Consider the following 25,803-nt stretch of genomic DNA (forward strand, 5'->3'; position numbering starts at 1 on the left):
CTAAGCGGCGTAGAATGGATCCACGTCGAAATCCCTTCGCACCTGGTGCAGGCAGCCGTCCACCCGAACTTGCGGGTCGCGAGGACGTTCTCGAAACCGTCGCGATCGCACTCGACCGCATCCGTAATGGCCGCCATGCGCAGAGCATGATCCTCCTAGGCCTGCGTGGGGTGGGCAAGACGGTGCTGCTCAACGCCATGCGCCGGGCGGCCGAGGGCGAGGGCATCTTGAGTGTGCCGATCGAGGCACCCGAGGGCCAGTCCTTGCCTGCCATGCTGGTTCCGGCGCTTCGGACCGCGATGTTGAAGCTTGATCGCGGTCAGGCCGCAATGACGCTGGCGAAGAGAGGCTTGGGCGCTCTGGCGAGGTTCGTGAAGGCGTTCAAGCTGAGCTATGGCGAACTCGAGGCTTCGCTCGACCTCGGGGAGGTAGGGGTCGCCGATAACGGTGATCTCGAAGCCGATCTCATTGATCTCATCGACCTGGCCGGAGCCGCTGCCGCCGAGCGCGAGACAGCGCTTGTGCTGTTTATCGACGAACTGCAGTACGTTCCCGAGCGCGAACTAGCGGCCCTAATCACGGCGCTTCACCGCGCCCGCCAGAACGACCGCCCAATCACGCTGGTCGCTGCTGGCCTTCCGCAGTTGGCTGGGCAAATGGGCAAGGCCAAGTCCTATGCCGAACGACTGTTTCTGTTCACCAGCATCGGCCCGCTGGGGGCGGCTGCGGCCACCTCGGCCATTGTCCACCCGATCGAGGTGGAGGAATGCGCCATCGAGCCGGACGCGGTCGCAAAAATCATCGCTGTGACCGAGGGATATCCCTATTTTCTGCAGGAATGGGGAAAGCAATGCTGGGACGCGGCAGACGCTTGTCCGATTACCACAGCAGACGTCGACCTAGCCCATCCCACGGCGATCGCCGCACTTGACGACAGCTTTTTTCGCGTTCGCTTCGATCGGCTAACCCCGTCGGAGAAGCGTTATCTACGCGGCATGGCTGACCTGGGGGAGGGGCCTTTCGCCTCAACCGCCATCGCCGATCATATCGGCCGCAAGCCCTCCAGCTTTGGGCCGGTGCGCGCATCGCTGATTGCAAAGGGCATGATTTTTACGCCGGGCTACGGGGAGACGGCGTTCACCGTGCCGATGTTCGGCGCGTTCATGCGCCGGGCCATGCCTGTCGGCGAAATCGCTGCGGGGCAGAATCCGTCATGAAGTTCATTCACACCGCCGACTGGCAGCTCGGTAAACCCTATGGGCGTTTCGAGCCTGATGTGCGCGCCGCACTTTCTGAGGCGCGCTTCGACGCGATCGATGCCATCGGTACAACCGTGACCCTTCACGGCGCCGACCATGTGCTAATCGCGGGCGATGTCTTTGATACCGAAGGACCTGAGGACCGCACAATTGTGCAGGCGATCTCCCGGATGGAACGGCATCCGTGCCGCTGGTGGCTCCTTCCCGGCAACCATGATTTCGCTCGGAATGGCGGTCTGTGGGATCGGGTGCGTCAGCGCTCGGGCGACCGGATCACCATCCTCGCAGAGCCGCAACCACACGAGATCGAGCAAGGTGTCTGGCTTTTGCCGGCACCGCTTACGCATAGGCACAACCTCGAGGACCCGACCGAGTTGTTCGACGGCATGGAGACGCCGGGCGCGCGTCTGCGCATTGGTGTCGCGCATGGATCGATCCGGGATTTCAGCACCCAGGGTGAAACCAAGAACCAGATCGCGCCTGACCGCGCGCGGCGATCGTCACTTGACTACCTGGCGCTCGGAGACTGGCACGGCACCCTGAAGGTCGATGCACGCACCTGGTACGCCGGCACGCCGGAAACCGATCGCTTCCAACGTGACGAGCCCGGGCACACGCTGCTGGTCGATGTGGATGGGGGGAGGGAGCCCATCGTCACGCCGATCCGTACCGGCCGCTTCCAATGGATCAAACGTAGCTGGACAGTGAACGATCAGGCTGGCTTCGACGCAAAATGTGCTCGGTTGCTTGGGGCGATCGACCCGTCGGCAACGCTCCTTGATCTAACCCTTGCCGGCATCACCAGCCTCACTGATCGAGTAGCCATGCTCGGCCGGCTTGAGAACGACGTCAGCCACCGGGTGCGCTATCTCGACGTTCGCGCCGCAGACCTGGTCGGGCGACCCAGCGATGACGATTTTTCACAGCTCGCTGTGGAGGGCATGCTCGGGCTTGCCGCTGCAAAACTTTCCGCGCGGATCGAAACCGGTGCCGCCGACGCTGCCGCCGCGAAACGCGCGCTGGAGCGTCTGTTCGTCGAATATAGCCGGGAGGAGAGGGCATGAGCCTGCGCCTTAGGCGGATCGCGGTCGATGGCTTCCGCAAATTCCGCGAGCCGATGGTGATCGATGGTCTGACCGATGGCCTGAACATCGTGATCGAACCGAACGAGACCGGCAAATCGACCTTGCTCGAGGCGCTGCGGGCCGCATTCTTCGTTCGTCATGGTACCAAGAACCAACTTGCCCAATCCTTCGCACCTTATGGCGAAGCGGTTGGACCGGAGATCCAGGTGTCGTTTGAGGCGAACGGCGCGCCCTGGACCGTCACTAAGCGGTTCCTTAGAGGTGCCACGATCGAGGTGACGGGGCCACAGGGGAAAGCTCAAGGCGAAGACGCCGAAGCCCGGCTCCACGCGCTTCTCGGATCTGTGCGCGATACCAGCCAAAAGGGCGACGCGGCGACCTATGGCGCGTTGGGTTTGCTCTGGGTGGCGCAAACCGAGGCGCTCGCGGTCACGGCGCCTGGGCAGATCGTCCGCGATACCGTGCGGTCGACCCTCGAGGCCGAGGTTGGCTCGATCATGGGAGGGCCGGCCTACAAGCGCGTCCGGACAAGAATCGACGAGCAGTTCGGCCGATACTGGTCACCGACCGGCCAGAAGCGTGGCCGCCAGAATGAAGCGACGGAGCGGGTCGAGATCGCGGAAACCGCGGCCCGTGAAGCTACCGAGCGGGCCGCGGGGTTGGAGAAGACATTCGCCGAACTGGAGACGGCGCGAGCCAGGCTAAAAGTCGTCCAGCGTGAAATTGCTGATGATACCGATGTCGAAACTCGGAGGGATCTGATTGCCTCGCTCGAGATTGCGCGGGCGGCGGCGCAGATTCTCGCCACCCGCCGCGCGGAGCATGAAGCCGTCAGCGCGAAGGGGAAGGGTCTGGAAGACCTCACCGAGCGGCACCGCACCGCGACGGAAGCGCGTGACAAGGCCGGTCTTGCGCTGGAACAGGCGCAGACGCGCAGGGCCAGTCTCAGTGAAAGATTGACCGATGCCAAGCAGCGGCTTGTCGACGCGCGCAGTGCGCTCGATAGCGCGAGAATAGCGCGCCTGGATGCACGCTCTGCGCTCAGCGCCGGGGAGGATCGCGTGCGCGCGATGCGTCGAAAGGCTGGCGTGGCGGCCGCGCGCAAACGGCACGTGGAGCTGATCGAGCTTGAGCGGCTTCAAGACGAGGCCAAGGCCCTTGCGGCAACCTTGATTCCAGCGAAGGCGATGGACGTGCTCGAGGCGAACGAGCGAGCGGTCGCGGAAGCGCATGCGGTGCGGAGCGCCGGCGCGACGCGCATCGCGCTGTCGGGTGTAACCACTGGCGTCCTGATCGATGGCGCGCCGATGGGCGTGGGTGAGCGAACGCTCACCGGCGAAACCCATATTGGTCTGGGTGAAGCTGAACTGATCATCTACCCGCCGGCCGGGGCGACAAGTGCCGAGGAAGCCTTTTCGTCGGCGTTGAAGCGGCACCAATCGGCGCTCGAGGATCTCGCGCTGGAAGATCTTGCGGGCGCGCGGGCGCGCAATGATGCTGCACGCGATGCGGCGGGTGAACTTCGCACAATCGCGGCGCGGATTGAGGCATTGACCCAGGCCGACGAACATGTGGGCCTCGTGGCTGGGGCGGCAGCGCTCAAGCTTTTCATCGTCGAGCTCGGAGACGATTCTGAAGAACCCGAAGACGATGCTCCGGACATTCTAGACCTGATCAAAGCGATGGAGGCGGCGGACTCTGCGCTGGCGCGGGCGGAGGGCACCCATGACAGCGCGGTCGACGCCCTGAGAAGCGCCGAGGAAGAGGATGGCCCGCTCGCCACCGCCGAGGCGCGGGCGGCGAGCGATCTCGCCAACGCCGAAGCCCAGATCGATACGATGCAGAGCCGGCCGGGCTTCGCCAGCCTGGCGGCAGATCTGATCAGCGCGCGCGAGCAGTCGGCCGTGGCCGCGGTCAAGTTGGAAGAAGCGACGCGCGACGCGATGGCGCACGACCCAGCGGCCATCACACGGAAGATCGAGACGATCGATGCGCGGAGTCGCGCTGCCGGAGACACGCGGACGAAGCTCGAGATGGAGATCGCCCGGCTGGAAGGGACAGTTGAAAGAGAAGGCGGCAAGGGCCTGGCTGACCGAGAAGCGGCCGCCGGCGAGGAGGCCGAGGCCGCTCGAGCTGCCTTGCAGCGGATCGCCGACGAAGCCGCCAGCCTGAAGCTGCTGCGCGAAATCCTGGACGAGGCGCGGGACGAAACATCGGCGAAATTCGTCGGCCCGGTGGCGAAGCGGGCCAAACGGCATATTGAGCGGCTGTTACCCGGCTGCGACTTGTCGTTTTCGGAAGATCTCACGCTGGAGGCGGTTGTCAGAGGCGGGATCAGCGAAGGTTGCGGAGACCTTTCGCGCGGCACGCAAGAGCAGCTTTCGGTGCTGACCCGGATCGCGTTTGCGGACATGCTGCTAGAGCAGGGACAGCCGGTTTCGCTGATCCTCGACGACCCGCTCGTCTATGCTGACGATGCGCGGCTCGACCTAATGGTCGAGATACTGAGCGAGGCGGCTGAACGGATGCAGGTCATCCTGTTGACCTGTCGCGATCGGGCATTTCGTCATGTACCAGCCAATCGTCTTTCACTTACGAGTATTAAGCAGTGAACGCGGCATGTAGCGGTGTTACTCTACTGCTGGGCCGGTCACGGGACCGCCAGTGGTGAATCCTGACCAGCCCATTCAAGCCACTTCGCAGAACAGGACGGCGGTTGGCCCCTGGTCCGATCTAGCGCTACACACGATTGGATGGCGCGCCTTTCAGGATCTTTGTTCCCAAGTGTGCGAAGTCGTCTTGCAGCGCCCTGTGGAGGTATTCCGGGAGGCACAAGATGGCGGGCAGGATGCCGTCTTTTTGGTTCCTGGCGACGCCGCAGAGGCACGCCCAATAGCCACTGTGCAGTGCAAGCATACTTCCGATCCCGCCAAGGCGTTGAAGAACAGCGACCTCAACGCCGAGCTCGAACATATCGAGCGACTCGTCGCGGATGGGCAGGCCGATACATATGTCTTCATGACTAATATGAGCATCGATGCTCCAGTGGCGGCGGCGATGCGCGCGCGGCTGGCCGCTCTCGGCATCAGAAAGCCGCACATACTCGGCCGCCAATTTCTGATCAGAAGCATTCGGAGCAGCGCGCGCCTGCGCGCTTTGGTCCCGCAGGTGTATGGGCTCGGCGACCTGACATCGATCATAGACGCACGTATCAGTGAGCAGAGCCGGGCGTTACTCGATAACTGGATACCCAAGCTCAAAACCTATGTGCCAACCCGAGCCCATCGCGATGCCGTTAGAGCGATCGGTGAGCATCGTATCGTGCTACTCCTCGGGAATCCGTCGAGCGGCAAATCGGCCATCGGCGCCATCATTTCGACGATCGCTTCTGAAGATCCCGATCATACCGTCTTGGCTCTGACGAGCCCGCGTGACTTCGAGGCAGGCTGGAATCCTAATGATCCGGGCCGATTCTTCTGGATCGACGACGCATTCGGCTCAAATAATTTGCGCGATGATTTTGTGCAGAATTGGGCTGCGGTTTTTCCAAAAATTCGGGCAGCGATCGGACATGGAAACCGTTTCTTGCTGACGTCTCGCAAGCATATTTACGAGGCAGCCCATCGACGGCTTGGACAACGTAATCTGCAGCAGTTTTCCGATCGCAGTGCGATCGTTGACGTCGGGGAGCTCACACAGGAGGAAAAAGCACAAATCCTCTACAACCATATCAACTATGGGCGGCAAACACAGAGTTGGAAATCGCGCGTAAAGCCCCACTTGGCGGCGGTCGCCGCGGTTCCAGAATTCCTACCCGGCATTGCTGAGCGGCTTGGGGATCCGAATTTTACAAAGAGCCTGGCCCCACGCGTGGATCCGCTCGTGCGGTTCATGCGCGAACCGCGCGAACATCTTGTGGACACCCTCAACGCGCTCGATGAGCTTCTTCTGGCAGCCCTCATCCTTGTCTACGTGAGGGCAGAGCGCTGGTTTGACGCTAAACAACGGCAAGGCAGAACATTTGCGAACGCTCAGCTGGAATAGCCATCGCTTGGGATATTGAGCGGCTTGCGGCGCACGGTTTCAGCCGCACGATCCCACAGGAAGTCGCCGGAGAATGCAATATGCTCCCAGCCGACTGGGGAGGTATGCGCGAGCAGCGCGGGGTCCGGTGCCTCGCCGATGGTGCCAAGATGCTGGACTGCATCGGCAATGTAGGTGGAGTTCCAGTAGACGATCGCAGCGATGACGAGGTTCAGGCCAGAGGCACGATATTGCAGCGTTTCGTGGGTCCGATCGATGATCCGACCCTGGCGAAACGTGCAGATCGCTTGCGTCAGAACGTGGCGCTGCTCGCTCTTGTTCAGGCCCGCCTGGCAGCGTCGGCGAAGATCGGGATTTTCCAGCCAGTCGAGCATGAAGAAGGTCCGCTCGATTTTGCCAATTTCCTGGAGGGCGACGTCGACCTGGTTCTGGCGTTCGTATGCGGCCAGTTTGCGCAGCATCGCCGATGGCGCGACGTGCCCCGCCTTCAGCGATGCGACGAGGCGGAGGACCTCTCCCCAATGCTCGCGGATCGTGTCGGTCTTCACGCGCTTCCCGAGCAGCGAACCGATCGTCGGATAGGAGGTCACGGGGACAAGCGCGGCCATATGCCGGTCGGGAAAATCCCGCAGGCGTGGGCAGAACCGGAATCCCAGCATCGCGCAGAGCGCGAACACGTGATCGGTCGCGCCACCCGTGTCGGTATAATGCTCCGCGATCTTTAACGACGAGCCGTGATGAAGGAGGCCATCAAGGACATAGGGTGCCTCATGCGTCGCCGCGGATATGACGGTGACATTGTACGGTGCGTGCTGGTCGGAGACATGGGTGTAGAAGCTGAATCCGGGATCGACGCCGTACCGGGCGTTGATATCACCGACCGCCATCCGCTTGCCGCCCCGGAAGAACTGGCCGTCCGAACTCGATGTGGTGCCCGCTCCCCATGTCGAGGCGATCGGGAGGCGATGATGCGCATCGACCAAGAGGGTGAGAGCGCGGTGGTAGCTGTCCTCCCGGACATAGGCGTCCTTCGTCCAGACCAGCTGGTCACGCGTAACGCCTTGGCTGGCTGCGGCCATGCGCGCGAGACCGGAGATTGGTGCCGTCGGCGAGGATGGCCGCGAGCAGCGCATTCAGGTTGTCGCTCTGCCGGCCGGTTCGCAGGTTGGTGAAGCCGGCGAGGAAGCCGGTTTCGCTGGCGACATCGTGGAGCAATTCGGTGATCCTGACCCGCGGCATCAGTCCATCGATGCGATTGCCCAGCGCCTTTGCCTCGGCGTCGGGATCGGTTCTGACCGGCGTGATCCGCAACCGGCCCTCGACCAGCCGGACGCCTTCGAGCCGACCGTTAGAGAGGTTGTGCGCGAAGCGTTTCAACCGTTGGTCGAGACTGGAAGTCCGCTCTGCCAGCCACGCATCGGCGGATGGGGGCAGATTGAGCCCCGCGACGATCGGCGCGCTGACCTCGGCCGGCAGAAGGTAGCTGTCGAACCGGCGATAGCCTGAGGACCGCGCAACCCAGATGTCGCCGGATCTCAGCTTGTTGCGGATATGCGCCATCGTGGCGGTTTCATAGAGGCGGCGGTTGATTCGGCCGTCCGGGCCGACCACCAGCCTGCGCCATTCTTTGCGGAACGGCATCGGTGCGTTGGCCGGCACATCGCGTTTGCCGGAGGCGTTCAAATCGCGCAGCAGATCGATCGCTTTCACGCTGGCGGCACTGCCGCGCCCCGACTGAAATTCCAGCACCTCGATCAGAAGGGGCGCGAACTTGCGCAGCGTCGCATATCTGTCGCCGGCGATGACGAGCGGATCCTGTTCCACGAGATCCGCAATCTCGCCCACTTGGCCACGCGCCTTCATGAGGGCAGGCCATCCGACCGAGGCCTCCAGCGCTGCAATCGGATCGCTGCCCTCTTCGTCGGCCCGCGCAAGCGTGTCGATGGTGATGCGGAAAAGGCGCATGAGCCGCCCGACCTCGCGCGATGACGCGGTATATCGGCGTTGCTGCATGGTAGTCGCTCGCCGGAACATGCTGCCGATCAGTTTGTCGGCAATGTCGAGCGCAGCGTCGATCAGTCGCGCCTCCAGATCGATCAGCAGCGCGACGATGATCGCGCGACGCCGGGGCACCGTATAGCGCTGGATAAGATAGGTGGGCGACAATCGCCCTTCCTGGACGAACTGGTGACGGCGGTTGGGATGGACGCAGGCACCAGCGTCATGGGAAATTCCGATCGCGCGCACGACGCGCAGACGTTCAACGATATGACGCACGCTGTCCGTCTTCGTCGCGACCGGGACGGTCTTGAGCCAGCCGAGCCGCGCCCCATCCTGTTCGACGAACAGCGCGTCGATGCGGCCAATCTGCATCGATGACAGGTCGGCGACCATCATGCCCGCTGCATTCTTGCGTGCGCGGGCGCGGCCCGCGATACCCGCCCGTTCGATCGTCGAGGGCATCGGCAACAGGATATCGACGTTCCGCAGGGCCTTGATGATAGCGATAGCGATCGGGAAAGCTGCATCGGTCGCGGCAGCCGCCTGCTCGGCGCTGGCGATCATCAGGGCGACGTCGCTACGCACGGGCGGACGGACATTCGTCGCCGCGGCGATCAGCCGGGCATGATCGGTCATGGTCTGCGGCCGGCTTGCATAATCGGACAGGACGGAGGGTTCGAGCGAAAGCTGACGCGCGATAAAGGTGACAAGCGGGCGTGGTACGTCGCCCTCGATCTGGAGCACCTGTGCGAAAGTCATTCCGGAATGACGGATCAACGCGAACTGCAACGCCACGCCCAGGCGATTGCGATCGTGGCGGCGCTGCCCGATCAGGTCGAGGTCAGGCTGCTCAAGCGTGAAGCGCCGAGCCAATTCGTCCGGGTCTGTCGGAATGCGGAGCAACGTTGCTCTTTCGGCATCACTGAGAAGAACATGCTCGCGTGCTGGCATTTAACCGTCCCTAAAACGTGCCTGGCGCGCGTAGACGGATCAGGTTAAAGAGACGTAGTTTGTGGACGGGTTTCGGCGCGTCGGCGGTTGGTCGGCGTGGTCGTCCACAGAACGGCCGTTTGGGAGACGTGATCGATGGGCGGCATTCTGGGTTATGCCCGCGTCAGTACCGGCGATCAGGATGTCGCAGGCCAACGGATGCGCCTTGAACAGGCCTGCGCGATCCGAGTGTTTACCGACGTGATGTCGGGCAAGAGCATGGACAGGCCTGGGCTGACCGACCTGCTCGGTTTTGCGCGCAAGGGCGACACGCTAGCGATCGTGCGGCTCGACCGCCTGGGTCGGTCGCTCGGCGAGCTACTGACGACGGTGAATATGCTGCGCGAGCGCGGCATCGCACTGCTCAGCCTGGAGGAGAAGATCGACACCTCGTCCGCAGCGGGTGAACTGGTCTTCCACGTCTTCGGCGCCATCGCGCATTTCGAGCGCAGGCTGATTTCCGAACGCACCCGCGACGGGATTGCCGCGGCGCGGGCGAAGGGAAAACTGCCGGGGCGGCAGCCGCTCGACGGCGACAAGGTAAGTGCCGCGCTCAAGCTGATCGCTGCGAGCGTATCGCCGGCCGAAGCCGCGCGGCAGCTCGGCATCGGCCGATCGACCGTCTATCGCGAAATGAAGCGCGTCGGCGTCGCGAGGCCGGCATGACAGATATTCTTCCAAAGTCGTTGGGAAACACCGTCATCAATCCGGACGATTTCCTCGAAACCGACGTCGGACGTGTCTGGATGCCCCAACGAAACATTGAAGCATGGCAAAGCGCGTTTGCTGCCCTGGAACGCATTTTGTCCGGAACTCCAGGCGCCTTGGTGATCGTCGTCTGCGGTCTTCAAGGGGCAGGAAAATCGACCTGGATTACGGCTCAGCCGCCTCAGGCTGACACGGTTTACTTCGACGCGGCGCTACCGGGTGCCCGCCATCGCAGATCGATCATCGACATTGCCCGGTCAGCCGGCGCTACACCGGAAGTCGTTTGGATCAAGGCCTCCCTTGACACCGCTCTCGTGCAAAACGCCCTGCGAAACCCCGACAAGCAGGTTCCCGAAACCTCCATACGCTCGATGCATGACCTGTTCGAACCGCCAACGATCGAAGAGGGCTTCGAAAGCGTTCGCATAATCGATATTGCCAATCCGCCCGGCGGCGGACCGGCTCTTGCCGTTGTTTAGCGTAGTACCAACGCTCTGCCCTCAGAAAGGCCACGGTTTCGGCGATCTCACTTTCCAGCCCGAGCCGGCCTGACGGCGAGCGGCGCCGGAGCGCATCGAGGGACGTCTGCGACGAACCGGTCGCCTGCTCGACGAGCGCGGTCGCGACATAGCCCGGATTGATCGAGCAGACCCGCACGCCGCGATCTGCCCATTCCGAAGCGAGGACCTTGGTCAGCCCCTCTAGGCCGTGTTTCGACGCGACATAAGCGGCGCGAAGACGGTTGCCGGTCAAGCCGAAGATCGACGAGACGTTGATGATGACGCCGGAGCCCTGGGCGAGCATCGTCCGGCCGGCAGCCTGCGCGCAATAAAACGGGCCGCTCAGATCGGTCGCTATGATGGTCTGCCATTCCTCGATGCTCAGGTCTTCGGCGGGCGCGACGCTGGGCCGGCCCGCATTGTTGACCAATATGTCGATCCGGCCGAAGCGAGCGAGTGCGCAGGCTACCAGATCGGTGACCTGGGCGGGGTCGCTGACGTCGGCGGCAATGCCCTCGGCCTCGATGCCGTCCTCACGAAGCGCTTCGGCGGTCTGCCGCGCGCGCTCCTCCGTACGCGAATTGACGACAACGCGGGCGCCGGCTTTGCCCAGACGGTGCGCGATGGCGAGACCCAACCCCGAACTCGAGCCGGTGACGAGCGCCACCGATCCGGAGAAATCAAAGCCGACATCGGCACGGGGACGACTCACGAGACGGCACCGTGCGGGATACGCGCCGTGGCGCACACCTCGTTCGTGATCGTTCGGCTGATGCAACTTGGCATGGTCGTCCTTCGGCTGTTGCGGTCTCGATCGTGCGCCCGTTCGAACATTCGGCGTTTGGGCGCGTCGTCAGACCATGTGGACGGTTTTGGTGACAAGATGCGCCGCGACGCCCTCCGGGCCATCCTCCGAACCGTGGCCGCTGTCCTTGACGCCGCCGAACGGGCTGTCGGGCGCGCTCAGCCGGACGGAATTGATCCCGATCATCCCTGCTTCGATCGCGTCGCCGAGCAGGTTCTGACGGCGGCCATTCTCGGTAAAGCAATAGGCGGCGAGGCCGAAGGGCAGGCGATTGGCTTGCTCGATCGCTTCCTCCACGGTCGTGAACGGGCGCAGCAACGCGATCGGCCCGAACGGCTCCTCGTTCATTGCCCTTGCGTCGAGCGACACATCGGCGAGCACGGTGGGGGAGAAGAAGAAGCCGCCATCCCGGGCGAACGAGTCGCCGCCTGCCAGAACGCGCGCGCCGTGGGCGCGGGCGTCGTCGACCAGGGCGCCGATCGCCTCGGGCCTGCGCGGGTTCGCCATCGGACCCATCTGGCTTTCCGGTGCCATCCCGTCGCCGACCTTCAGGGCCTTGGTCCGCTCGGCGAAACCCGCGGCAAAGCGATCGTAGACGCCTTCCTGCACATGGAAGCGGGTCGGCGCGACGCAGACTTGTCCGGCGTTGCGGAATTTGTGCGCGACGAGCAGGTCGAGCGTCTTGTCGAGATCGCAATCGTCGAACACCAGCACGGGTCCGTGGCCGCCCAATTCCATCGTCGTCGCCATCATCGTGTCGGCGGCCAGCTTCATCAGATGCTTGCCGACCGGTACCGATCCGGTGAAGCTCAGCTTTCGGGTAATCGGCGAGGCGAGCAGTTGGCGCGAGACCATGTCGGGTTCGCCGAACACGCATTGGGCGACGTCGCCGGGCAACCCCGCATCCTGGAAACAGCGCAACACCTCGACCGCGCTTCCCGCGGTTTCCTCGCTCGGCTTGATGATGATCGAGCAGCCGGCGGCAAGCGCGGGGGCTATCTTGCGCACCACGTTCATGATCGGAAAGTTCCAGGCGCAGAACGCCGCGACGGGGCCAACCGGCTGGTGCAGAACGAGCGAGCGGCTCCCCGGCGCGCGGGGCAGTACGCGGCCATAGATCCGCACCGCTTCGCCGGCATGAAATTCGAGCAGGTTGGCGGCGAAGGCCAGCTCGCCCTTGGCTTCGGCCAGAACCTTGCCCTGTTCGAGCGTCGCGATCCGGGCGATATGATCGGCGCGCTCGCGCAGCAGCTGCGCAGTCTTCACGAGCAGCGACGCCCGCGCCTCCGGAGCGGTTGCGCGCCACTGGACGAAGCCTCGTTGGGTGGCCTCAAGTGCCAGATCGAGATCGGCTGCGCTTGCGAGCGGTAGGGCCGCCTGCACTGCGCCGGTTGCAGGATCGCGCACGCCCTGCGTGTCGCGCCCACCGCCGCTCAACCATTCACCGGCGATGTAGAGACCGAGTTTCGCGTCGTAGGTCGTCATTGCACAATCCTAAGTGGGTCTGGACAGATCTCGTCCGAGCAGCGGTAGCATCTCCGCCAGGCTCACCACCTCGGCATATTTGGCCTGGAGATCAAACAGATTTGCCTCGTGCGGCGCGCGTGCACGGTCGCCGCACGCTTCGCGCACGACATAGGGGATGAAGCCGTGCTGGAGCGCGTCAAGCGCCGTCGCGCGGACGCAGCCTGAGGTGGAGAAGCCGGTGACGACCAAGGTATCGATGCCGAGCGCGGTCAGGCTGGCGGCAAGCGAAGTGCCAAAGAATGCCGAGGCATATTGCTTGGTCACCACGATCTCGTCCGGCAACGGCCGAAGTGCATCGTCGAAATCGCCGAGGGGATTGTCGTCGAGGTAAGCGACGAGCGCTGGCACCTTGCGGAAGAACAGCCCGCCGTCGCGCCCGTTTGCGCTGTAGCAGACGCGCGTGAACACCACAGGCACGCCCGCCGCCCGCGCTGCCGCCGCCAGACTGACATTTGCTGCTAGCGCATCCTCGACACCGGCGTAAAGCGGCGACGCCGGATCGAGATAGGCGCGGCACACGTCGACGATCAGCAGCGCCGGCCGCTTTCCGAACGGCAGATGTCCGCCAAAGCCGGCCTTGGCGTAATCCGCGTCGAGCTCGCTCATTCGGCGGCGATCGCCAGCGCGGGCTGGCGCCGGATCGGCGGCTTGGGGCCGTCGAGCCCGGTTTCTGCCTTGGCGTTGGCGCGCAGCGCCTCGATGCCGGGGCCGTAGTTGAAGAGCGGAATCTCCTCCCCACGCGCGGCCCGCATGGCGCCGCGCAACGCCTCGGTTGCCGTCGCATCGATCGCGCCATCGGTCATCACCACACCATAGGCACGCGCACCCGCCACGGTAACGAGACCCTGCAGGATCTCCTTGGCGACCAGCGCCGGATCGCGCTCGAGCGGATCGCCCCAGCCGCCGCCACCCCAGGTGATGAAATCGAGCTCGTCGCCGGCCTCCACCGCCATGTCCTCGCGCTTGTTGCCGACGATCTCCTCGCGACCGTCCGCGCGCCGCAAGATCTTGCGCGCCCGCGCACCTGGCGCGCCGCCGTTGACGCCCCACGGATAGGTCAGCCAGCGATCGTCGTGAATTGCGATCAGTCCTGGCTCGAGGAACTTGTAGGTCATCAGGATGCCGTTTCCGCCGCGGTGCAGCCCGGCGCCGCCACTATCGGGCACGGTTTCGTAGCGCTCGATCATCAGCGGGAAATAGCGTTCGAGAAACTCGTTGGGCACGTTGGTAAAATTCGGCCACAGTGAATGCCCGTCGGGGCCGTCGCCGAGCGGACGGCCGGGGATGCCGCCGAAGCCGATCTGGAAGAGCTGGAACCACTCGCCCTTCGCATCGCTGCCCGAATAGAAGAGGTGCGGCGACGACGAGAAGCCGGCGGCGTTGAGGAACTCCGGCGTCTTCTGCCCCAGCAGGCCGCCCAGAATGTCGAACAAGCGCCCCAGCGCATGCGTGCGACCGCTGAGCGCCGCCGGGAATTCGGGCTTGAGCAGCGAACCTTCCGGGATGCGGATGTCGATCAGGTCGTAATAGCCGTCGTTGAACAGGATTTGCGGGTCGAACACCATGATCATGTAGATGCCGAAGAACATCCGCATCATGTTCTCGTTGAGCAGGAAATTGATCGAGCCGTTCGACTGTGGATCGGTGCCGTCGAAATCGAGGACGACGCGTCCGTCCTCGCGCCACATCGTGCACTTGATCTTGTAGGGGCCGTAGCCCAGGCCGTCATCGCAGATGTAATCCTCGAAACTGACCGGCGCCTCGCCGATCGCGCTTTCGATCAGCGCCTTCATCGCGCGGTGGTTGCGCGCCAGCAGGTCTTCGCAGGCCGAGACGAACACGTCGTCGCCGAAGCGCTCCGCCATCTCGATAACGCGACGCGACGCAACGCGGCACGAGGCGATCAGCGCGTTGAGGTCGGCCTTGCACCATTCCGGGCTGCGCGTTTGGTGCATCACCAGCTTGATCAGGTCCTCGTTATAAACGCCCTTCTTCCAGATCTTGACCGGAGGAATGCGCACGCCCTCCTGGAAGATGCTGGTGGCATCGATCGGCATCGATCCGGCGACCTTGCCGCCAATATCGCTCTGGTGCCCGAACATCGAGGTATAGGCGATGATACGCCCGTCCTTGAACACCGGAAGCAACACCAGCCAGTCGTTGAGGTGGCTGATCGCGCCCTGCACCGAGTAGGGATCGCTGAGGAAGATCATGTCGCCTTCCTCGACGGTGCCGTCATAGCCATCGAGGAACGGCCCGATATATGAGCCGAACTGCCCGACGATCATCCGCCCCTTGTGATCGGCGATCAGCGGGAAGGCGTCGCCTTGCTCGCGAATCCCGGGCGACATCGCGGTGCGGACCAAGGTCGCGTCCATCTCGATGCGAGCGTTGCGCAGCGCGTTCTCAATGATGTCGAGCGTCACCGGATCGATTGGAATTTGCCGGAACGGCGTTGTGTTGGTCTGAACGATCGTTGCGGGCATTACTTGCTCTCCCCGGAGACCGTGGGCGTGATCAGAATATTCCCGAACGCATCGACGGTGCCGATGTGGCGGGTCTCGATCAGCGTGGTCGAATCCATCTCGATGACGATTGCGGGACCGACGATCACGTCCTCGGCCTCCAGCTTCGAGCGATCGTAGATCACCGCTGCCTGCTCGGCGCCGTCCATCCACAGCTTATGCTCGCGCAGCTTGGCCTGCGCCGGATCGCCGTCGCCCCTGGCGAGTTCGAGCGCGGGCAGTTCCAGCGCGCGGCCGGACGCGACGGCGCGCAGGTTCACCAGTTCGTGCTCGGCATCCATGTTGAAGGTGAACAGCCGCGCATGCTCCTCGTCGAAACGCTGCGTCAGTACCGACAGGCCTTCGCCCTCCAGCGTGGCCAGCTCTATCGTCATCGGCACCTCGAACGCCTGGCCCGAATAGCGCACGTCGATCTCGAACCCGGTCTCGATCTCGTCGGCGGCAACGCCGTCCTGTACCAGTTGCGCGCGCACCTGCGCGTCCATCTCGCGGAGCAGCGCGAGCACCGCGTCAAGATCGGTCTCGGACAGACGCTTCGACAGCGAGCGCGCGGTTTCGGTACGCATCCGCGTCGTCGCATCGCCGAGCGCGCACAGCACGCCGGGGCTGACCGGCGACACGGCAGGATAGCTGCCCATCAACCGTGCAACTGCGTTGACGTGAAGGGGCCCGGCGCCGCCGAAGCCCATCAGCGCAAAGTCGCGGGGATCGTAACCCTGCTGCACCGAGATCATGCGCAGCGCACCGAACATGTTCTCGTTGACGATGTCGATGATGCCGCGCGCGGCCTCCATCAATCCGATACCGAGCGCATCGGCGATCGTCTGCACCGCGATCTGTGCCGCCGGCCGGTCGAGCTTGAAGGCGCCGCCGAGCAAATTTTCAGGCAGATAGCCCAGGACAACGTTCGCGTCGGTGACGGTCGGCAGCGTGCCGCCCTTGCCATAGGCCGCCGGGCCGGGCACCGCGCCCGCCGACTGCGGACCGACGCGCAGCGCTTTGGTCAATTCGGGAACATAGGCGATCGATCCGCCGCCCGCTCCGACCGTTTTTACGTCGAGCGACGAGGCGCGCACCGACAGATGCCCGACCTCGGTGGTGCGGACGCGCCGCGGTTCGCCACGCTCGATCAGCGCGACATCGGTTGAGGTGCCACCGACGTCGAGCGTCAGGATGTTCTTCAGGCCCGCATTCTTCGCGACCCACAGCGCACCCGTAACGCCTCCTGCCGGGCCGGACATGAGCAGTGCAACGGGATGTTCCTCGGCCTTCTGGCTCGACATCAGCCCGCCGTCGGAGCGGAGCAGCGACAGCCGGCCGTTCATCTCGACCTTCGCCAGCTTGTCGCGCAGATTGCGAACATAGCGCCCGACCAGCGGCCGCACCGCCGCGTTGGCAACCGTCGTCAGCGTCCGCTCATATTCCTGCATCTCCGGTAGGACGAGGTGGCTGAGCGAGATCGGCACACCGGGCAAAATCTCTGCGGCTAGTGCCGCGACGCGGTCCTCATGATCCCCGTTCACATAGGCATTGATCAGGCTGACGGTCAGCGCCTCGACGCCCTGCGCCTTCAGCTTCTCGAGCGCAGCCCGGATGTCGGCATCGTCGGTCGGGCGGACCTCCACGCCAGCGGCGTTTATGCGGCCCTTGATCTCGACTGTGTCCTCGAGCTTCGCCAGCGGCTCCGGCTTCGGCCAGACGATCCACCCGGCAAGGCCGCCCGGCACGAAGCTGCGTGCGATCTGCATGATCTGGCGATAGCCCTCCGTCGTGACGAGCCCGACGCGTGCGCCCTTGCCCTCCAGGACGGCGTTCGTCGCTACCGTCGTGCCGTGCAGGAAGTAGGCGATCTCGGTCGGCGAGACGCCGGCTGCCGCACACAGCGCCTCCACCCCGGTCAAGATGCCCTCGGAGCTGTCCGACGGCGTCGAAGGCGTCTTGTGCCGCCAGAAATCGCCATTGGCTTCGTCAAACAGCAACAGATCGGTGAAGGTCCCACCGACGTCCACACCCAAGCGATATCCCATGATTATTCCTTGATGGCACCGATGAAACTGATCGGCGGCAATTGGCCCTTGAGATAAACCGGGTCGCGCGTGCCGCGGACGAGGTTATCCTTGGGGAAACCCGCATCGAAGAACGCCTGATCGTAATCGAGCGACTTGAACCCGGCCGAGAATGGCTCGTTCGCATTGTTGCCGAACCAGCTGGTCAGTAGATTTTCGAACGGATCGGAAGCATAGGATGCGCCGCCGTCGTGGATCGTCACACCGCCCGGCGCAAGCAAGCGGTGCGCTTCCTTGAACAAGTCGCGGATTACCGGTTGCGGGCATTCGTGCGTCACCAGCATCGACACGACGATATCGAAATAGCCGTCCGGAAAGTCGGTGGCGGTCGCGTCCTGCTGGCTGAAGTGGATCGGTACGCCCATCGATTCGGCGCGACCGTGGGCATAACGGACCTGTGGCCCGCCGACATCGACGCCGTACACCTCGGCATCGGGATAGGCCTCTTTCCAGGGGATCGTCGTAAAGCCCGGACCGCATCCCATATCGAGGAGGCGCTTGGGCTTGAGATCAGGGAAGCGCTCCTTGACGAAAGCCGCATGCGCGACGCCGAGGCCGTCGTTGCGGGGCCCGAGCCCGCCGAACGAGAAGACGTGGACGCCGCGATCGTACAGCGCGCCTGCATAGGTATCGTTCGGCGACAGCTCGGTGTGGAAATTGCCCGGCATCACATGGATGTCGACCGCCTCGATATAGCGCGGGATCGCCAGATCGGGATTGGTGCGCAGCGTGCCGATATCGTGATCGGTCGGCCTGGCCGCCGCGTCGAGCGTGTCGAGCTGGCGCTCTACGCTTTCGCCGACGGTATCCCACAGCAATTCCTGTGCGGCGCGCCCGACGATGTTGGCGCCACGATAATAGAAGCTGCCTTCCATCAGGTCCTTGGCCTCGCGCACCGTATCGGGCGTGCGGCCGTGCTTGGCGGCGAAAGCCGGGCGTTGGCGCTCCTGATAGACGGTGCGCATGCCCGGGAAGAGTTCGGTGGTGAACATCTTGCGCAACGACGAGACGAAGGCATAGCGCGCCGCCTCGTCATGGGTTTCGCTCGGCAGCAGCGCGTGGCGTTCCTGTAGCATCGTGACCTCTCCTCAGCGCAAAACGGTAAGACCGGCAGCCTCGGCCGCCGCGACTGCGATCGCCTCGTCGACGTCGGGCAGACCACCCGAGATGGCGATCGCGCCGACGGTCATGCCATCGCGCTGGACGACCACGCCGCCGCCGAGCGGCACGAACGCGCCGCCGGTCGCCGCAGTGATCGCCGCGACCGCGCACGGATCGGTGAAGATCTTGGACAGATGGAGCGAGGTGCGGTTGAAGCCGAGCGCAGTGCGCGCTTTGCCGACCGCAGTGTCGACACCAAAGATTCCCTGGCTGTCGCTTCTCATCGCGAGGCGAATGTGGCCGCCGGCGTCGGTCACTACGACGGACATGACGGTAACGCCGCGTGCTTCCCCTTCGGCAAAGGCCGTCTGCGCGATCTGCGTTGCGGTGGCGAGCGCGACCATCAGGCGACCGCCTCGGCCAGCGCAGCCGCATCGAACGCCGCGGCGTCGCGCTCCTCGGTGATGACACGGAGCACCCGCCTCAACATCGCCTCGCGGTTCGCCTCGCGCGCCGCCTGGCGTTCGGGGGTGAGTTCATAGGCTTCGATCGCTGCGGTGGCGGCCGAGCCGCCGAGATCAGCGACCGCCTCGTGCGTGTCGATCCGGTCACGCAGCGCGGACACCTCGGACATCAACGCGACCAGCATCATCATCACGGCGTCGACGTCGCTTGGTTGGAGATAGTCCGGCCGGGACTGACCGCGCGCGAAGCGGCGGCGGGGTTTGCGGGGAGTGGTCTGTTCCATCGTCATCAACGCTATGCCACCTCTACGCCACCGCAAACCGACGCCCGAGCGCTAACCGTTATCCGGGGAGCGGGTGACCCGACGCCAGCTCTTTGCGTCGTTTGGATCGCCCTTGCCGGACCAGATTGCGGTGCTCGGATAGGGGAAAATCGGGCGGGAAAAGCGGATCTGATCCGCCGGGCGCGGCCAACTCGGTGCGACATACTGCACCCCGCGCCAATCGAAATTATAGCCGACCAGCATATCGGGTGCCGTGCCGCGCTCGACCCAATTCTCGAGCGCAGTCAGGAAATCGATATTGTCCGCGCCGTCGCCGTCGGACGAACAATGCCGCATTCCGGGCACGGCGTAGAATCGGAAGAACTCCTTCGTCCGATCGTAACCGCCCATCGTCCGCGCGACCGTCTCGTAGAAATCGACCGTTCCCATCGGCACGATCGAGGTGTCGCTCCACCCCTGATAGCCGATGAACTTCCCGCCGGCATCCCGGAAGCCGCGGAAATCGGGATTATCGGCCCGGTACATCGCTTCGTTGATCTGCAGCCGTCGCGGATCGCGATCAAAGTCGAGGTCGTTCAGCGTCCACGATGGCCCAGGCCCGGGGTTGAAGCCGAGATAGCGCCAGACATCGGCGATGAAGCCGCGATATTGCGCCTTGCGGCTCGGTCCGTCGATATAATCGCCGATCCAGTTCAGCTCCGAACCCGGCAGGACACCGCCATAATGACCGATCGCGCGGCCCTTGCTGTCATGCGGGCCGGCATAGAGCCTGCGCGCCGCATCGACCTGCTCCGCCGTGAGGCAGCTGCCCGCGGCCTGGCCGGGCTTGCAGCGGATGGTCGCCGGATCGAACCGGCACAGCCGCGCGTCGCCGATCAGACCGTCCTTAATCCCATCATTCTTGTCGCACAGCGCGACCACAGCGGTGTGCATCAGGCGCGCCTGCATCACCCCGAGAATCTCGCTGCCGTCTGCGCGCAGCACCGCCTTGACCGACCAGGCGAGCTGGACCGAGGATCCGGTCTCGTTGAGCGGCGGCGATCCACCGACGATCCCGGCGAAATCCTCCGGATAGAATTCTGCCTCATGATAGGCCTGCCGCCCACCGGTTGAGCAGCCCCAATAATAACTAAGCGTCGCCGGGCGACCATAAAAGGCCGCGACGACGGCCTTGCCGGCAAGCGCGGCGACGTGCGTGCTGCGAAAGCCGAAATCGCCCTGCAGCTGGATGTTGTTCCACGCCCAGCGCCAAGCGCCGACGCCTCCCTGATGGCCCATGTCGGAGCCGAGACAGGCGTAGCCGCGACGGAGCGGATCGTCACACCAGAACAGCTGCGTCGTGCCGCAGGCGCCGCCGCATCCGCCCTGAAGATATTTGCCGTTCCAGCCATGGGTCGGCATCACGATCTTGAAGCCGATCGTCGGATTGACGACGCCATTGATCTCGCAGACTTCGCGCTTGTAGGGGCCGTAGTTGAGGATTGTGGTCGTGACGATGGTTGTCGGCGCGTCCTGCAGCGCGCCGAAATCGACCGCCCGGACACCGCTGCAGGACTTCGCTGCGTCGAAGATCGCAGGATCCGCCCGCGTCTGGGCGAGGGCGGGCGTATCCGGTAGCAGCAGCCCCGATACGAGCAACAGCGTGATCGCAGTCCAGAGCCACCTGATCATCGCCGAGTCCCACCTATCGTTCCCAAGTGCAGAGATTGCCCTAGCGCAGCCACAGTGCGGCCCGTTACGTCGCCTGCAACCGACATTCGGAGGTCGCTTGGCGCAACCTATGCAGAGCGTGGCCTTTGCGTATCGTCGGTGGCCTGCCTTTAGGAGACGCGCATGCCAACCCTGCCGATCGACGTTCCCGCCGCCGCGCCAATTGCGCCGGCGCTGGACAAGCGGACGATGATCGCCTGGGGCATCGGCACGCTGGGGCCGGTAACGGTGCTGACCGCGACCAACGCGCTATTGCTGCGCTTCCTGACCGATTTCTACGGCCTCGCGGCCGGGGTCGCCGCGACGCTGATCGCGGTCTCAAAATTCTACGACGCCTTCGCCGATGTCGGCATGGGCGTGATCAGCGACCGGACGCGCTCGAAGATGGGGCGCAGGCGCCCATATCTGGTGCTCGGCGCCGTGCTGCTCGCGATATCGATCGTTGCGATCTTCGCGGCCCCCGCCTTCGCGAGCGAGACAATGCGGCTCGTCTATATGGCCGCAATCCTCGTCTTCTACGCGACCGCCTACACGGTCTTCAACGTGCCCTATATGGCGATGCCGGGCGAGATGACGCGGACCTATCACGAGCGCAGCGAACTGATGCGCTGGCGCGTCTATGCGGTCGGCCTGTCGATCATCATCGCCACCGCGATCGGCCCGAAATTGCTCGACTGGTTCGGCGGCGGCGCGCAGGCCTATGCCAAGATGGCGTTGGTGTTCACACCTATCGTCGTCGGCGCTGGGGTAATCGCCTATCTCGGCACCGCGCGCGCGCCATCGGCCGAGCGCGTCACGACGCACCACACGATCGGCCAGCAGATCACGTCAGCGGCCGGCAACCGCCCATTCGTGATCCTCGTGGTCGTCAAGTTCATCACGCTGATGTCGCTCGGTACGCAGTCGATCTTCCCGTTCTTTTTCGAACGCATCTTGGGTGTTTCCAACAGCGTGCTAGGTTATTATTTTCTGTGCCAGTCGGCGATGTTCCTCATCGCACCCTCGTTGTGGCTGTGGGTCTCGGCCCGGGTGGGCAAGAAGGCGACTTTCCTGATCGCGCTGGCGATCAGCCTGCCGGTCTGGTTGAGCTGGGCACTCGCCGTACACGGTGAGTCGCTCGCACTCGTTTATGCTCGGGGTATCGTCAACGGGATCAGCGGCAGCGGCATCATCATGATGGGCCAGTCGATGCTCCCGGACACGATGGAATATGATTTTCGCAAGACCGGCCTTCGCCGCGAGGGCCTGTTCGCCGCGCTCTACACGACGGTCGAAAAGCTCTCCGGTGCGGTCGGTGTGGCGTTGGTTGGCGCGCTGCTCGCCGCCTACGGTTATGTCCAGTCGCGGGGCGCCGCGGTGGTGCAACCCGCAAGCGCCTTGTGGGCGATCCGCGCGACGATGGCCTATGTGCCGACGGCAATCACGCTCGCGGGGATCGTCGCGCTGCTCGGCTATCGGCTCGACGAGCGGACACTCGCGGAGATGAGCGACCTGACGCCGCCCACCTCCTGACCTTCGCAGCCTACTGCGCGGGCGCGACCGATAGCGATACATAGCCGCACGGGCCGATGTGCCCGCCATGACCGACCTTGGCACCGACATCGTCGAACAGCAGCACCGAGCCCGGCGTCATGGCATGCGATTCCTTGGCGGTCTTGAAGGTGAACGACCCGCCGAGCAGGACGAACATCTCCTTGTACGGCGCCGCGTGGAACGGCAATTCGACGTCGGCCGGACCGACCACGATCTCGGGGACATGCTCGCCGGGCTTGGGGAGCATCAACAGCTTGAGGACCTTGCCGGTCTTGAGCATCGGGACCTGTTTGGCGTCGATCCTGAACGGCTCGACCGCGGAATCACCATCGGGGCCGACGAATACGCGGTAGCCGTCGAGATGGTCGAGCGCTGTGGTGAACGCCGTCGTCGCCGGACAGAGCGGCCTCTTTGATGGCGTGGCCGTCGCGCCGCCAGCGTTTGTGGCGGTCATGGCAAGGGCCGCTGCCGCGAGAGAAGCCTTGGCGATCATCATTCGTCTCCTAAAGGAAGGGATGCTCCAAAAAAGGGCCGCGCCGACACTCGGCGCGGCCCGCAGCCAGCGACCGGGGCAGGCTGACGCCCGCCCTGACCATCAGAACTTGGCGCTGGCGGTAAGGCCGTATTGGCGCCCGATCGGCAGATAGCCGTCGAGATCGCCGCCAAAGTCGCTGAGGCGCGCATTCACCGAGGCAATCTCGGGCGTATGGTCGTCGGTCGCGTTGTTGACATATGCGGTAATCGAATAGCGCTCATTCTCGAACCCCGCGCGCAGATTCACGATGTAGCGCGGGCCGTACCAGCTGATGTTGTTGTTGAAGACGTAATTCTTAGATTCATAGCGGCCACTGTAATTGCCGACGAGTTTCCAGGTGCCGCTGCCGATCGGGATCGCCACGTCGGCGCCGGTGGTCACCTGCAGGTTGTTTTCGCGCGGGACGCTGAGGCCATTGAGCGACAGCGCTGCCTTGTTAAAATTGCTCGCATTATACTGGGATTTGGCGGGCAGGATCACGACACGGCCGGCGCATTGCGGGATGATCGGCGTAATCACGCCGGTGGTGACGTTGCTGCTGGCGCACCCGGCGGCGGCACCGAAGTCGAACGCATCCTTGCCAAATTTCGGGTTGGCATAACCGACGCCCGCGCGCAGCGTCAGCCCGGTTACCGGATGCGCGGCGACTTCCGCCTCGAAGCCGGTCGTGTGGACACTGCCGAAGTTCTTGGTGACGAGGCCCGAGTTGGTCGGCACCGACGACGGCCCCGAAATCTGGATACCCTTCGTGTCGATGTGATAGACGGCGAGGTTAACCTGCAGCCGGTTGTTGAAGAAGCTGTTCTTGCTGCCGAATTCGAAAGTTGTGTTGACCTCCGGATTGAACGTCAGATCCGGCTGCGACCCATCGGGGGCAGCGACGGCACGCTGGTTGAAGCCACCCGCCTTGGTGCCGTTCGCGACGCTGGCATAGATATTCGAACTGCGCGAGATCGCGTATTTGAGCGTGCCGCGATAGTTGCTGAAGTTGAAGTTGGCCGATGGCGCCACCGGACCATTGGGGTAGAGATAGTAAGTCGGTGCCGGGCCGGTGCAGCTCGCGGTAGGCGCCGTCAGATAGGATGGGCACCCGGTCGTGCGGATGATCAGCTGGTCCTTCTTCTGGTGCGTGTAGCGATACTCGCCCGAGGCGGTCAGACCCTCGAACAGATCCCACTCGGCACCGACGAAACCCGAATATTGCTTGTCGTGCGACAGCGTCTGGGTGATCCGCGTTGTGCTGAAATTGCCGTTGCTGGTCACATAGTCGACCGCCTGGCCGAAGCCGTTCGCGGGGGCGAGCGTCTGCCCCGCCGGGATGGCCGAGCCGTCGATGCCGACGATCGTCGTCGCGTATGTCTTGCCGTTATAATAGAAGCCGCCGGCCTGGACGCGGATCGGCTTGCTCACGTCCGACTGGATCCGGATTTCCTCGCTGAAATCCGTGTTGTTGGTGTTCGAGCCGAACTGCTCGAGGAGGTTCACATAGGTGTTGCTGGGTGTCAGCAGGAATGGAATGCCGTTGCGGCGGCCAATGAAGTCAGTAAGCCGCTGCTGATCGACCTTGGTATAGCCGGTCAACGAACTGATCTTGAACAGACCGAAATCGTAAGTGACGCTCAGACTGGCGAGGTTGACGCGGCGATCGTTGCCCGATGCGCCACCGAAGGATGGCTGCTTTGGGACTTCGACAGGGTGGGCATCGGGGTCGAACTTGCCGCAGAAGGTGTTATAGCCGGTGCCGCCTGGGTCGAATTTCGATGCCGGTACCGTCCGGGTCCCGCAATTGTTGACGTTGTAGGCGATCGCAGATTCGCCGAACGTGTCATTTCCGTAATAATAGCTGCCCGTGACCGACAGCGCGGGGGTCGGCGTGAAGTAGAGCGTCGCCTGCGCGTCACGCTTTTCGAAGCCGCCGGCAATAGCGCCGGTCACCGAGTCCTTGTAGCTCCCATCGAAATGTTCGTAGCCACCGGCGACGCGGAGGCCGAGCATGTCCTTGATGATCGGATAGCTGATGCTGCCGCTGACGCTGTACTGGCCGGCATTGCCGCCGAACGCGGTGATGGTGGCGTGCGGCTCGGTCAGCGACGGCTTTTTCGTGACGTAGTTGATCGCACCGGCGAAGGCGTTGCGGCCGTAGAGTGCGCTGACCGGGCCTTTCACGACCTCGACACGCTCGATGTCGATCAGGCCGAGATTGATCGCGCTGCTGTTCGAGACGTAGATGCCGTCGAAAAAGACCGCGACGTTGGGGTCGCCGGAGCCACCATTGAGGTTGGTCTGGCCGCGGATGATCGGGTTGACGCCGAATTCGGAGCCGCCGCTGGTCACCTGCAGTCCGGGTGTCAAATAGGCGATGTCGCGCAGGTTGCGGACGTTCGCCGCGGTGAGCGCCTGGCTGCTGATCGACGTGATTGCGAGCGGGACTTCCTGTAACTTCTCCGCGCGCCCACGTGCCGTGACGACGATGTCGGCGCCGGCAGTATTTGGAGCGGCCGTCTCTGCGCTCGTCACGGGCTGCTCTGCCGGTGCCGACGGTGTCGCGACCTGCGCCAACGCTGGGCCGGCTGCGGACAGCGCGAGCAGCGCCGCTCCTGAGAGCAATGTCGTACGATGCAATTTCGGTGAGATCGATATCAAGCGCATGGAGAACCCCTTCTGAT

17 protein-coding genes and 1 pseudogene are annotated in these 25,803 nt (G+C 63.9%); 6 read left to right on the forward strand and 12 right to left on the reverse strand.

Annotation, left to right across the window (positions count from 1 at the left end; all coding sequences use genetic code 11):
• The first annotated feature begins 14 nt into the window (after positions 1–14).
• The 4 genes from ABIB28_RS13525 (at position 15) to ABIB28_RS13540 (ending at position 6,388) form a co-directional block, all read left to right on the forward strand.
• Positions 15–1,217 (forward strand): ATP-binding protein, encoded by a 1,203-nt coding sequence (locus tag ABIB28_RS13525; RefSeq protein ID WP_354288629.1) that lies wholly within the window; start codon positions 15–17, stop codon positions 1,215–1,217.
• A complete protein-coding gene (locus ABIB28_RS13530; RefSeq protein ID WP_354288630.1) occupies positions 1,214–2,323 on the forward strand; it encodes a metallophosphoesterase family protein in 1,110 nt (369 codons plus the stop codon). Before ABIB28_RS13525 ends, ABIB28_RS13530 begins: the two co-directional genes overlap by 4 nt.
• Positions 2,320–4,956, forward strand: a complete 2,637-nt coding sequence (locus tag ABIB28_RS13535) for an AAA family ATPase (RefSeq protein ID WP_354288632.1) — start codon at positions 2,320–2,322, stop codon at positions 4,954–4,956. Before ABIB28_RS13530 ends, ABIB28_RS13535 begins: the two co-directional genes overlap by 4 nt.
• 172 nt (positions 4,957–5,128) lie before the next feature.
• Positions 5,129–6,388, forward strand: a complete 1,260-nt coding sequence (locus ABIB28_RS13540; protein ID WP_354288633.1) for an nSTAND3 domain-containing NTPase — start codon at positions 5,129–5,131, stop codon at positions 6,386–6,388.
• On the opposite strand, the pseudogene ABIB28_RS13545 reads toward ABIB28_RS13540, so the two are convergent.
• Positions 6,376–9,340 (reverse strand): annotated as a pseudogene (locus ABIB28_RS13545) (Tn3 family transposase). The gene ABIB28_RS13540 and the pseudogene ABIB28_RS13545 sit on opposite strands and share 13 nt — an antisense overlap.
• Positions 9,341–9,475: 135 nt before the next feature.
• On the opposite strand from ABIB28_RS13545, the gene ABIB28_RS13550 reads away from it, so the two are divergent.
• Entirely contained in the window at positions 9,476–10,045 is a 570-nt protein-coding gene (locus ABIB28_RS13550) for a recombinase family protein (protein WP_354288634.1), read from the forward strand.
• 330 nt (positions 10,046–10,375) lie between these two features.
• Here the strand turns inward: ABIB28_RS13550 and ABIB28_RS13555 are convergent, their stop codons facing one another.
• The 9 genes from ABIB28_RS13555 to ABIB28_RS13595 form a co-directional block, all read right to left on the reverse strand.
• Complete coding sequence (locus tag ABIB28_RS13555; protein ID WP_354288636.1) at positions 10,376–11,254, reverse strand: SDR family NAD(P)-dependent oxidoreductase; 879 nt, start codon at positions 11,252–11,254, stop codon at positions 10,376–10,378.
• Positions 11,255–11,440: 186 nt separating this feature from the next.
• Positions 11,441–12,877 carry an NAD-dependent succinate-semialdehyde dehydrogenase gene (locus tag ABIB28_RS13560; protein WP_354288637.1) on the reverse strand — a complete coding sequence of 479 codons (1,437 nt, stop codon included), beginning with the start codon at positions 12,875–12,877 and terminating at the stop codon, positions 11,441–11,443.
• Positions 12,878–12,886: 9 nt separating this feature from the next.
• A complete protein-coding gene (locus tag ABIB28_RS13565) occupies positions 12,887–13,525 on the reverse strand; it encodes an isochorismatase family protein (protein ID WP_354288638.1) in 639 nt (212 codons plus the stop codon).
• Positions 13,522–15,405, reverse strand: coding sequence for a hydantoinase B/oxoprolinase family protein (locus ABIB28_RS13570; protein ID WP_354288639.1), 1,884 nt, complete (start codon positions 15,403–15,405; stop codon positions 13,522–13,524). Before ABIB28_RS13570 ends, ABIB28_RS13565 begins: the two co-directional genes overlap by 4 nt.
• The gene (locus ABIB28_RS13575) at positions 15,405–17,471 is read right to left on the reverse strand and encodes a hydantoinase/oxoprolinase family protein (RefSeq protein WP_354288640.1); all 2,067 of its coding nucleotides are present in this window, start codon (positions 17,469–17,471) and stop codon (positions 15,405–15,407) included. The genes ABIB28_RS13570 and ABIB28_RS13575 overlap by 1 nt, the downstream gene beginning before the upstream one ends.
• Positions 17,472–17,473: 2 nt before the next feature.
• A complete protein-coding gene (locus ABIB28_RS13580) occupies positions 17,474–18,586 on the reverse strand; it encodes a class I SAM-dependent methyltransferase (RefSeq protein WP_354288641.1) in 1,113 nt (370 codons plus the stop codon).
• A 12-nt stretch (positions 18,587–18,598) separates the two neighbouring features.
• Positions 18,599–19,015: a GlcG/HbpS family heme-binding protein gene (locus ABIB28_RS13585; RefSeq protein WP_354288642.1), complete on the reverse strand. Its 417-nt coding sequence runs from the start codon at positions 19,013–19,015 to the stop codon at positions 18,599–18,601.
• The gene (locus tag ABIB28_RS13590) at positions 19,015–19,359 is read right to left on the reverse strand and encodes a hypothetical protein (RefSeq protein WP_354288643.1); all 345 of its coding nucleotides are present in this window, start codon (positions 19,357–19,359) and stop codon (positions 19,015–19,017) included. Before ABIB28_RS13590 ends, ABIB28_RS13585 begins: the two co-directional genes overlap by 1 nt.
• Positions 19,360–19,410: 51 nt before the next feature.
• The gene (locus ABIB28_RS13595; RefSeq protein WP_354288644.1) at positions 19,411–21,030 is read right to left on the reverse strand and encodes a tannase/feruloyl esterase family alpha/beta hydrolase; all 1,620 of its coding nucleotides are present in this window, start codon (positions 21,028–21,030) and stop codon (positions 19,411–19,413) included.
• A 162-nt stretch (positions 21,031–21,192) separates the two neighbouring features.
• Between ABIB28_RS13595 and ABIB28_RS13600 the strand changes: the two genes are divergently transcribed.
• Positions 21,193–22,581 (forward strand): MFS transporter, encoded by a 1,389-nt coding sequence (locus tag ABIB28_RS13600; protein WP_354288646.1) that lies wholly within the window; start codon positions 21,193–21,195, stop codon positions 22,579–22,581.
• A 10-nt stretch (positions 22,582–22,591) separates the two neighbouring features.
• On the opposite strand, the gene ABIB28_RS13605 is transcribed toward ABIB28_RS13600, so the two are convergent.
• Both ABIB28_RS13605 and ABIB28_RS13610 read right to left on the reverse strand, forming a co-directional pair.
• Positions 22,592–23,056, reverse strand: coding sequence for a hypothetical protein (locus ABIB28_RS13605; RefSeq protein ID WP_354288648.1), 465 nt, complete (start codon positions 23,054–23,056; stop codon positions 22,592–22,594).
• Between the two features lie 141 nt (positions 23,057–23,197).
• Entirely contained in the window at positions 23,198–25,786 is a 2,589-nt protein-coding gene (locus ABIB28_RS13610) for a TonB-dependent receptor (protein WP_354288649.1), read from the reverse strand.
• Positions 25,787–25,803 lie beyond the last annotated feature (17 nt).

It is taken from the genome of Sphingomonas sp. UYEF23 (assembly GCF_040546165.1).
In the GTDB taxonomy this organism is placed as follows: domain Bacteria; phylum Pseudomonadota; class Alphaproteobacteria; order Sphingomonadales; family Sphingomonadaceae; genus Sphingomonas; species Sphingomonas glacialis.

Bases quoted from the DNA above. Each gene is read 5' to 3' on its own strand.
- ABIB28_RS13575 (WP_354288640.1), bottom strand. From the start codon at position 17,471: ATGGGATATCGCTTGGGTGTGGACGTCGGTGGGACCTTCACCGATCTG.
- ABIB28_RS13600 (WP_354288646.1), top strand. From the start codon at position 21,193: ATGCCAACCCTGCCGATCGACGTTCCCGCCGCCGCGCCAATTGCGCCG.
- ABIB28_RS13580 (WP_354288641.1), bottom strand. From the start codon at position 18,586: ATGCTACAGGAACGCCACGCGCTGCTGCCGAGCGAAACCCATGACGAG.
- ABIB28_RS13560 (WP_354288637.1), bottom strand. From the start codon at position 12,877: ATGACGACCTACGACGCGAAACTCGGTCTCTACATCGCCGGTGAATGG.
- ABIB28_RS13605 (WP_354288648.1), bottom strand. From the start codon at position 23,056: ATGACCGCCACAAACGCTGGCGGCGCGACGGCCACGCCATCAAAGAGG.
- ABIB28_RS13585 (WP_354288642.1), bottom strand. From the start codon at position 19,015: ATGGTCGCGCTCGCCACCGCAACGCAGATCGCGCAGACGGCCTTTGCC.
- ABIB28_RS13530 (WP_354288630.1), top strand. From the start codon at position 1,214: ATGAAGTTCATTCACACCGCCGACTGGCAGCTCGGTAAACCCTATGGG.
- ABIB28_RS13525 (WP_354288629.1), top strand. From the start codon at position 15: ATGGATCCACGTCGAAATCCCTTCGCACCTGGTGCAGGCAGCCGTCCA.
- ABIB28_RS13570 (WP_354288639.1), bottom strand. From the start codon at position 15,405: ATGCCCGCAACGATCGTTCAGACCAACACAACGCCGTTCCGGCAAATT.
- ABIB28_RS13565 (WP_354288638.1), bottom strand. From the start codon at position 13,525: ATGAGCGAGCTCGACGCGGATTACGCCAAGGCCGGCTTTGGCGGACAT.
- ABIB28_RS13595 (WP_354288644.1), bottom strand. From the start codon at position 21,030: ATGATCAGGTGGCTCTGGACTGCGATCACGCTGTTGCTCGTATCGGGG.
- ABIB28_RS13610 (WP_354288649.1), bottom strand. From the start codon at position 25,786: ATGCGCTTGATATCGATCTCACCGAAATTGCATCGTACGACATTGCTC.
- ABIB28_RS13590 (WP_354288643.1), bottom strand. From the start codon at position 19,359: ATGGAACAGACCACTCCCCGCAAACCCCGCCGCCGCTTCGCGCGCGGT.
- ABIB28_RS13535 (WP_354288632.1), top strand. From the start codon at position 2,320: ATGAGCCTGCGCCTTAGGCGGATCGCGGTCGATGGCTTCCGCAAATTC.
- ABIB28_RS13550 (WP_354288634.1), top strand. From the start codon at position 9,476: ATGGGCGGCATTCTGGGTTATGCCCGCGTCAGTACCGGCGATCAGGAT.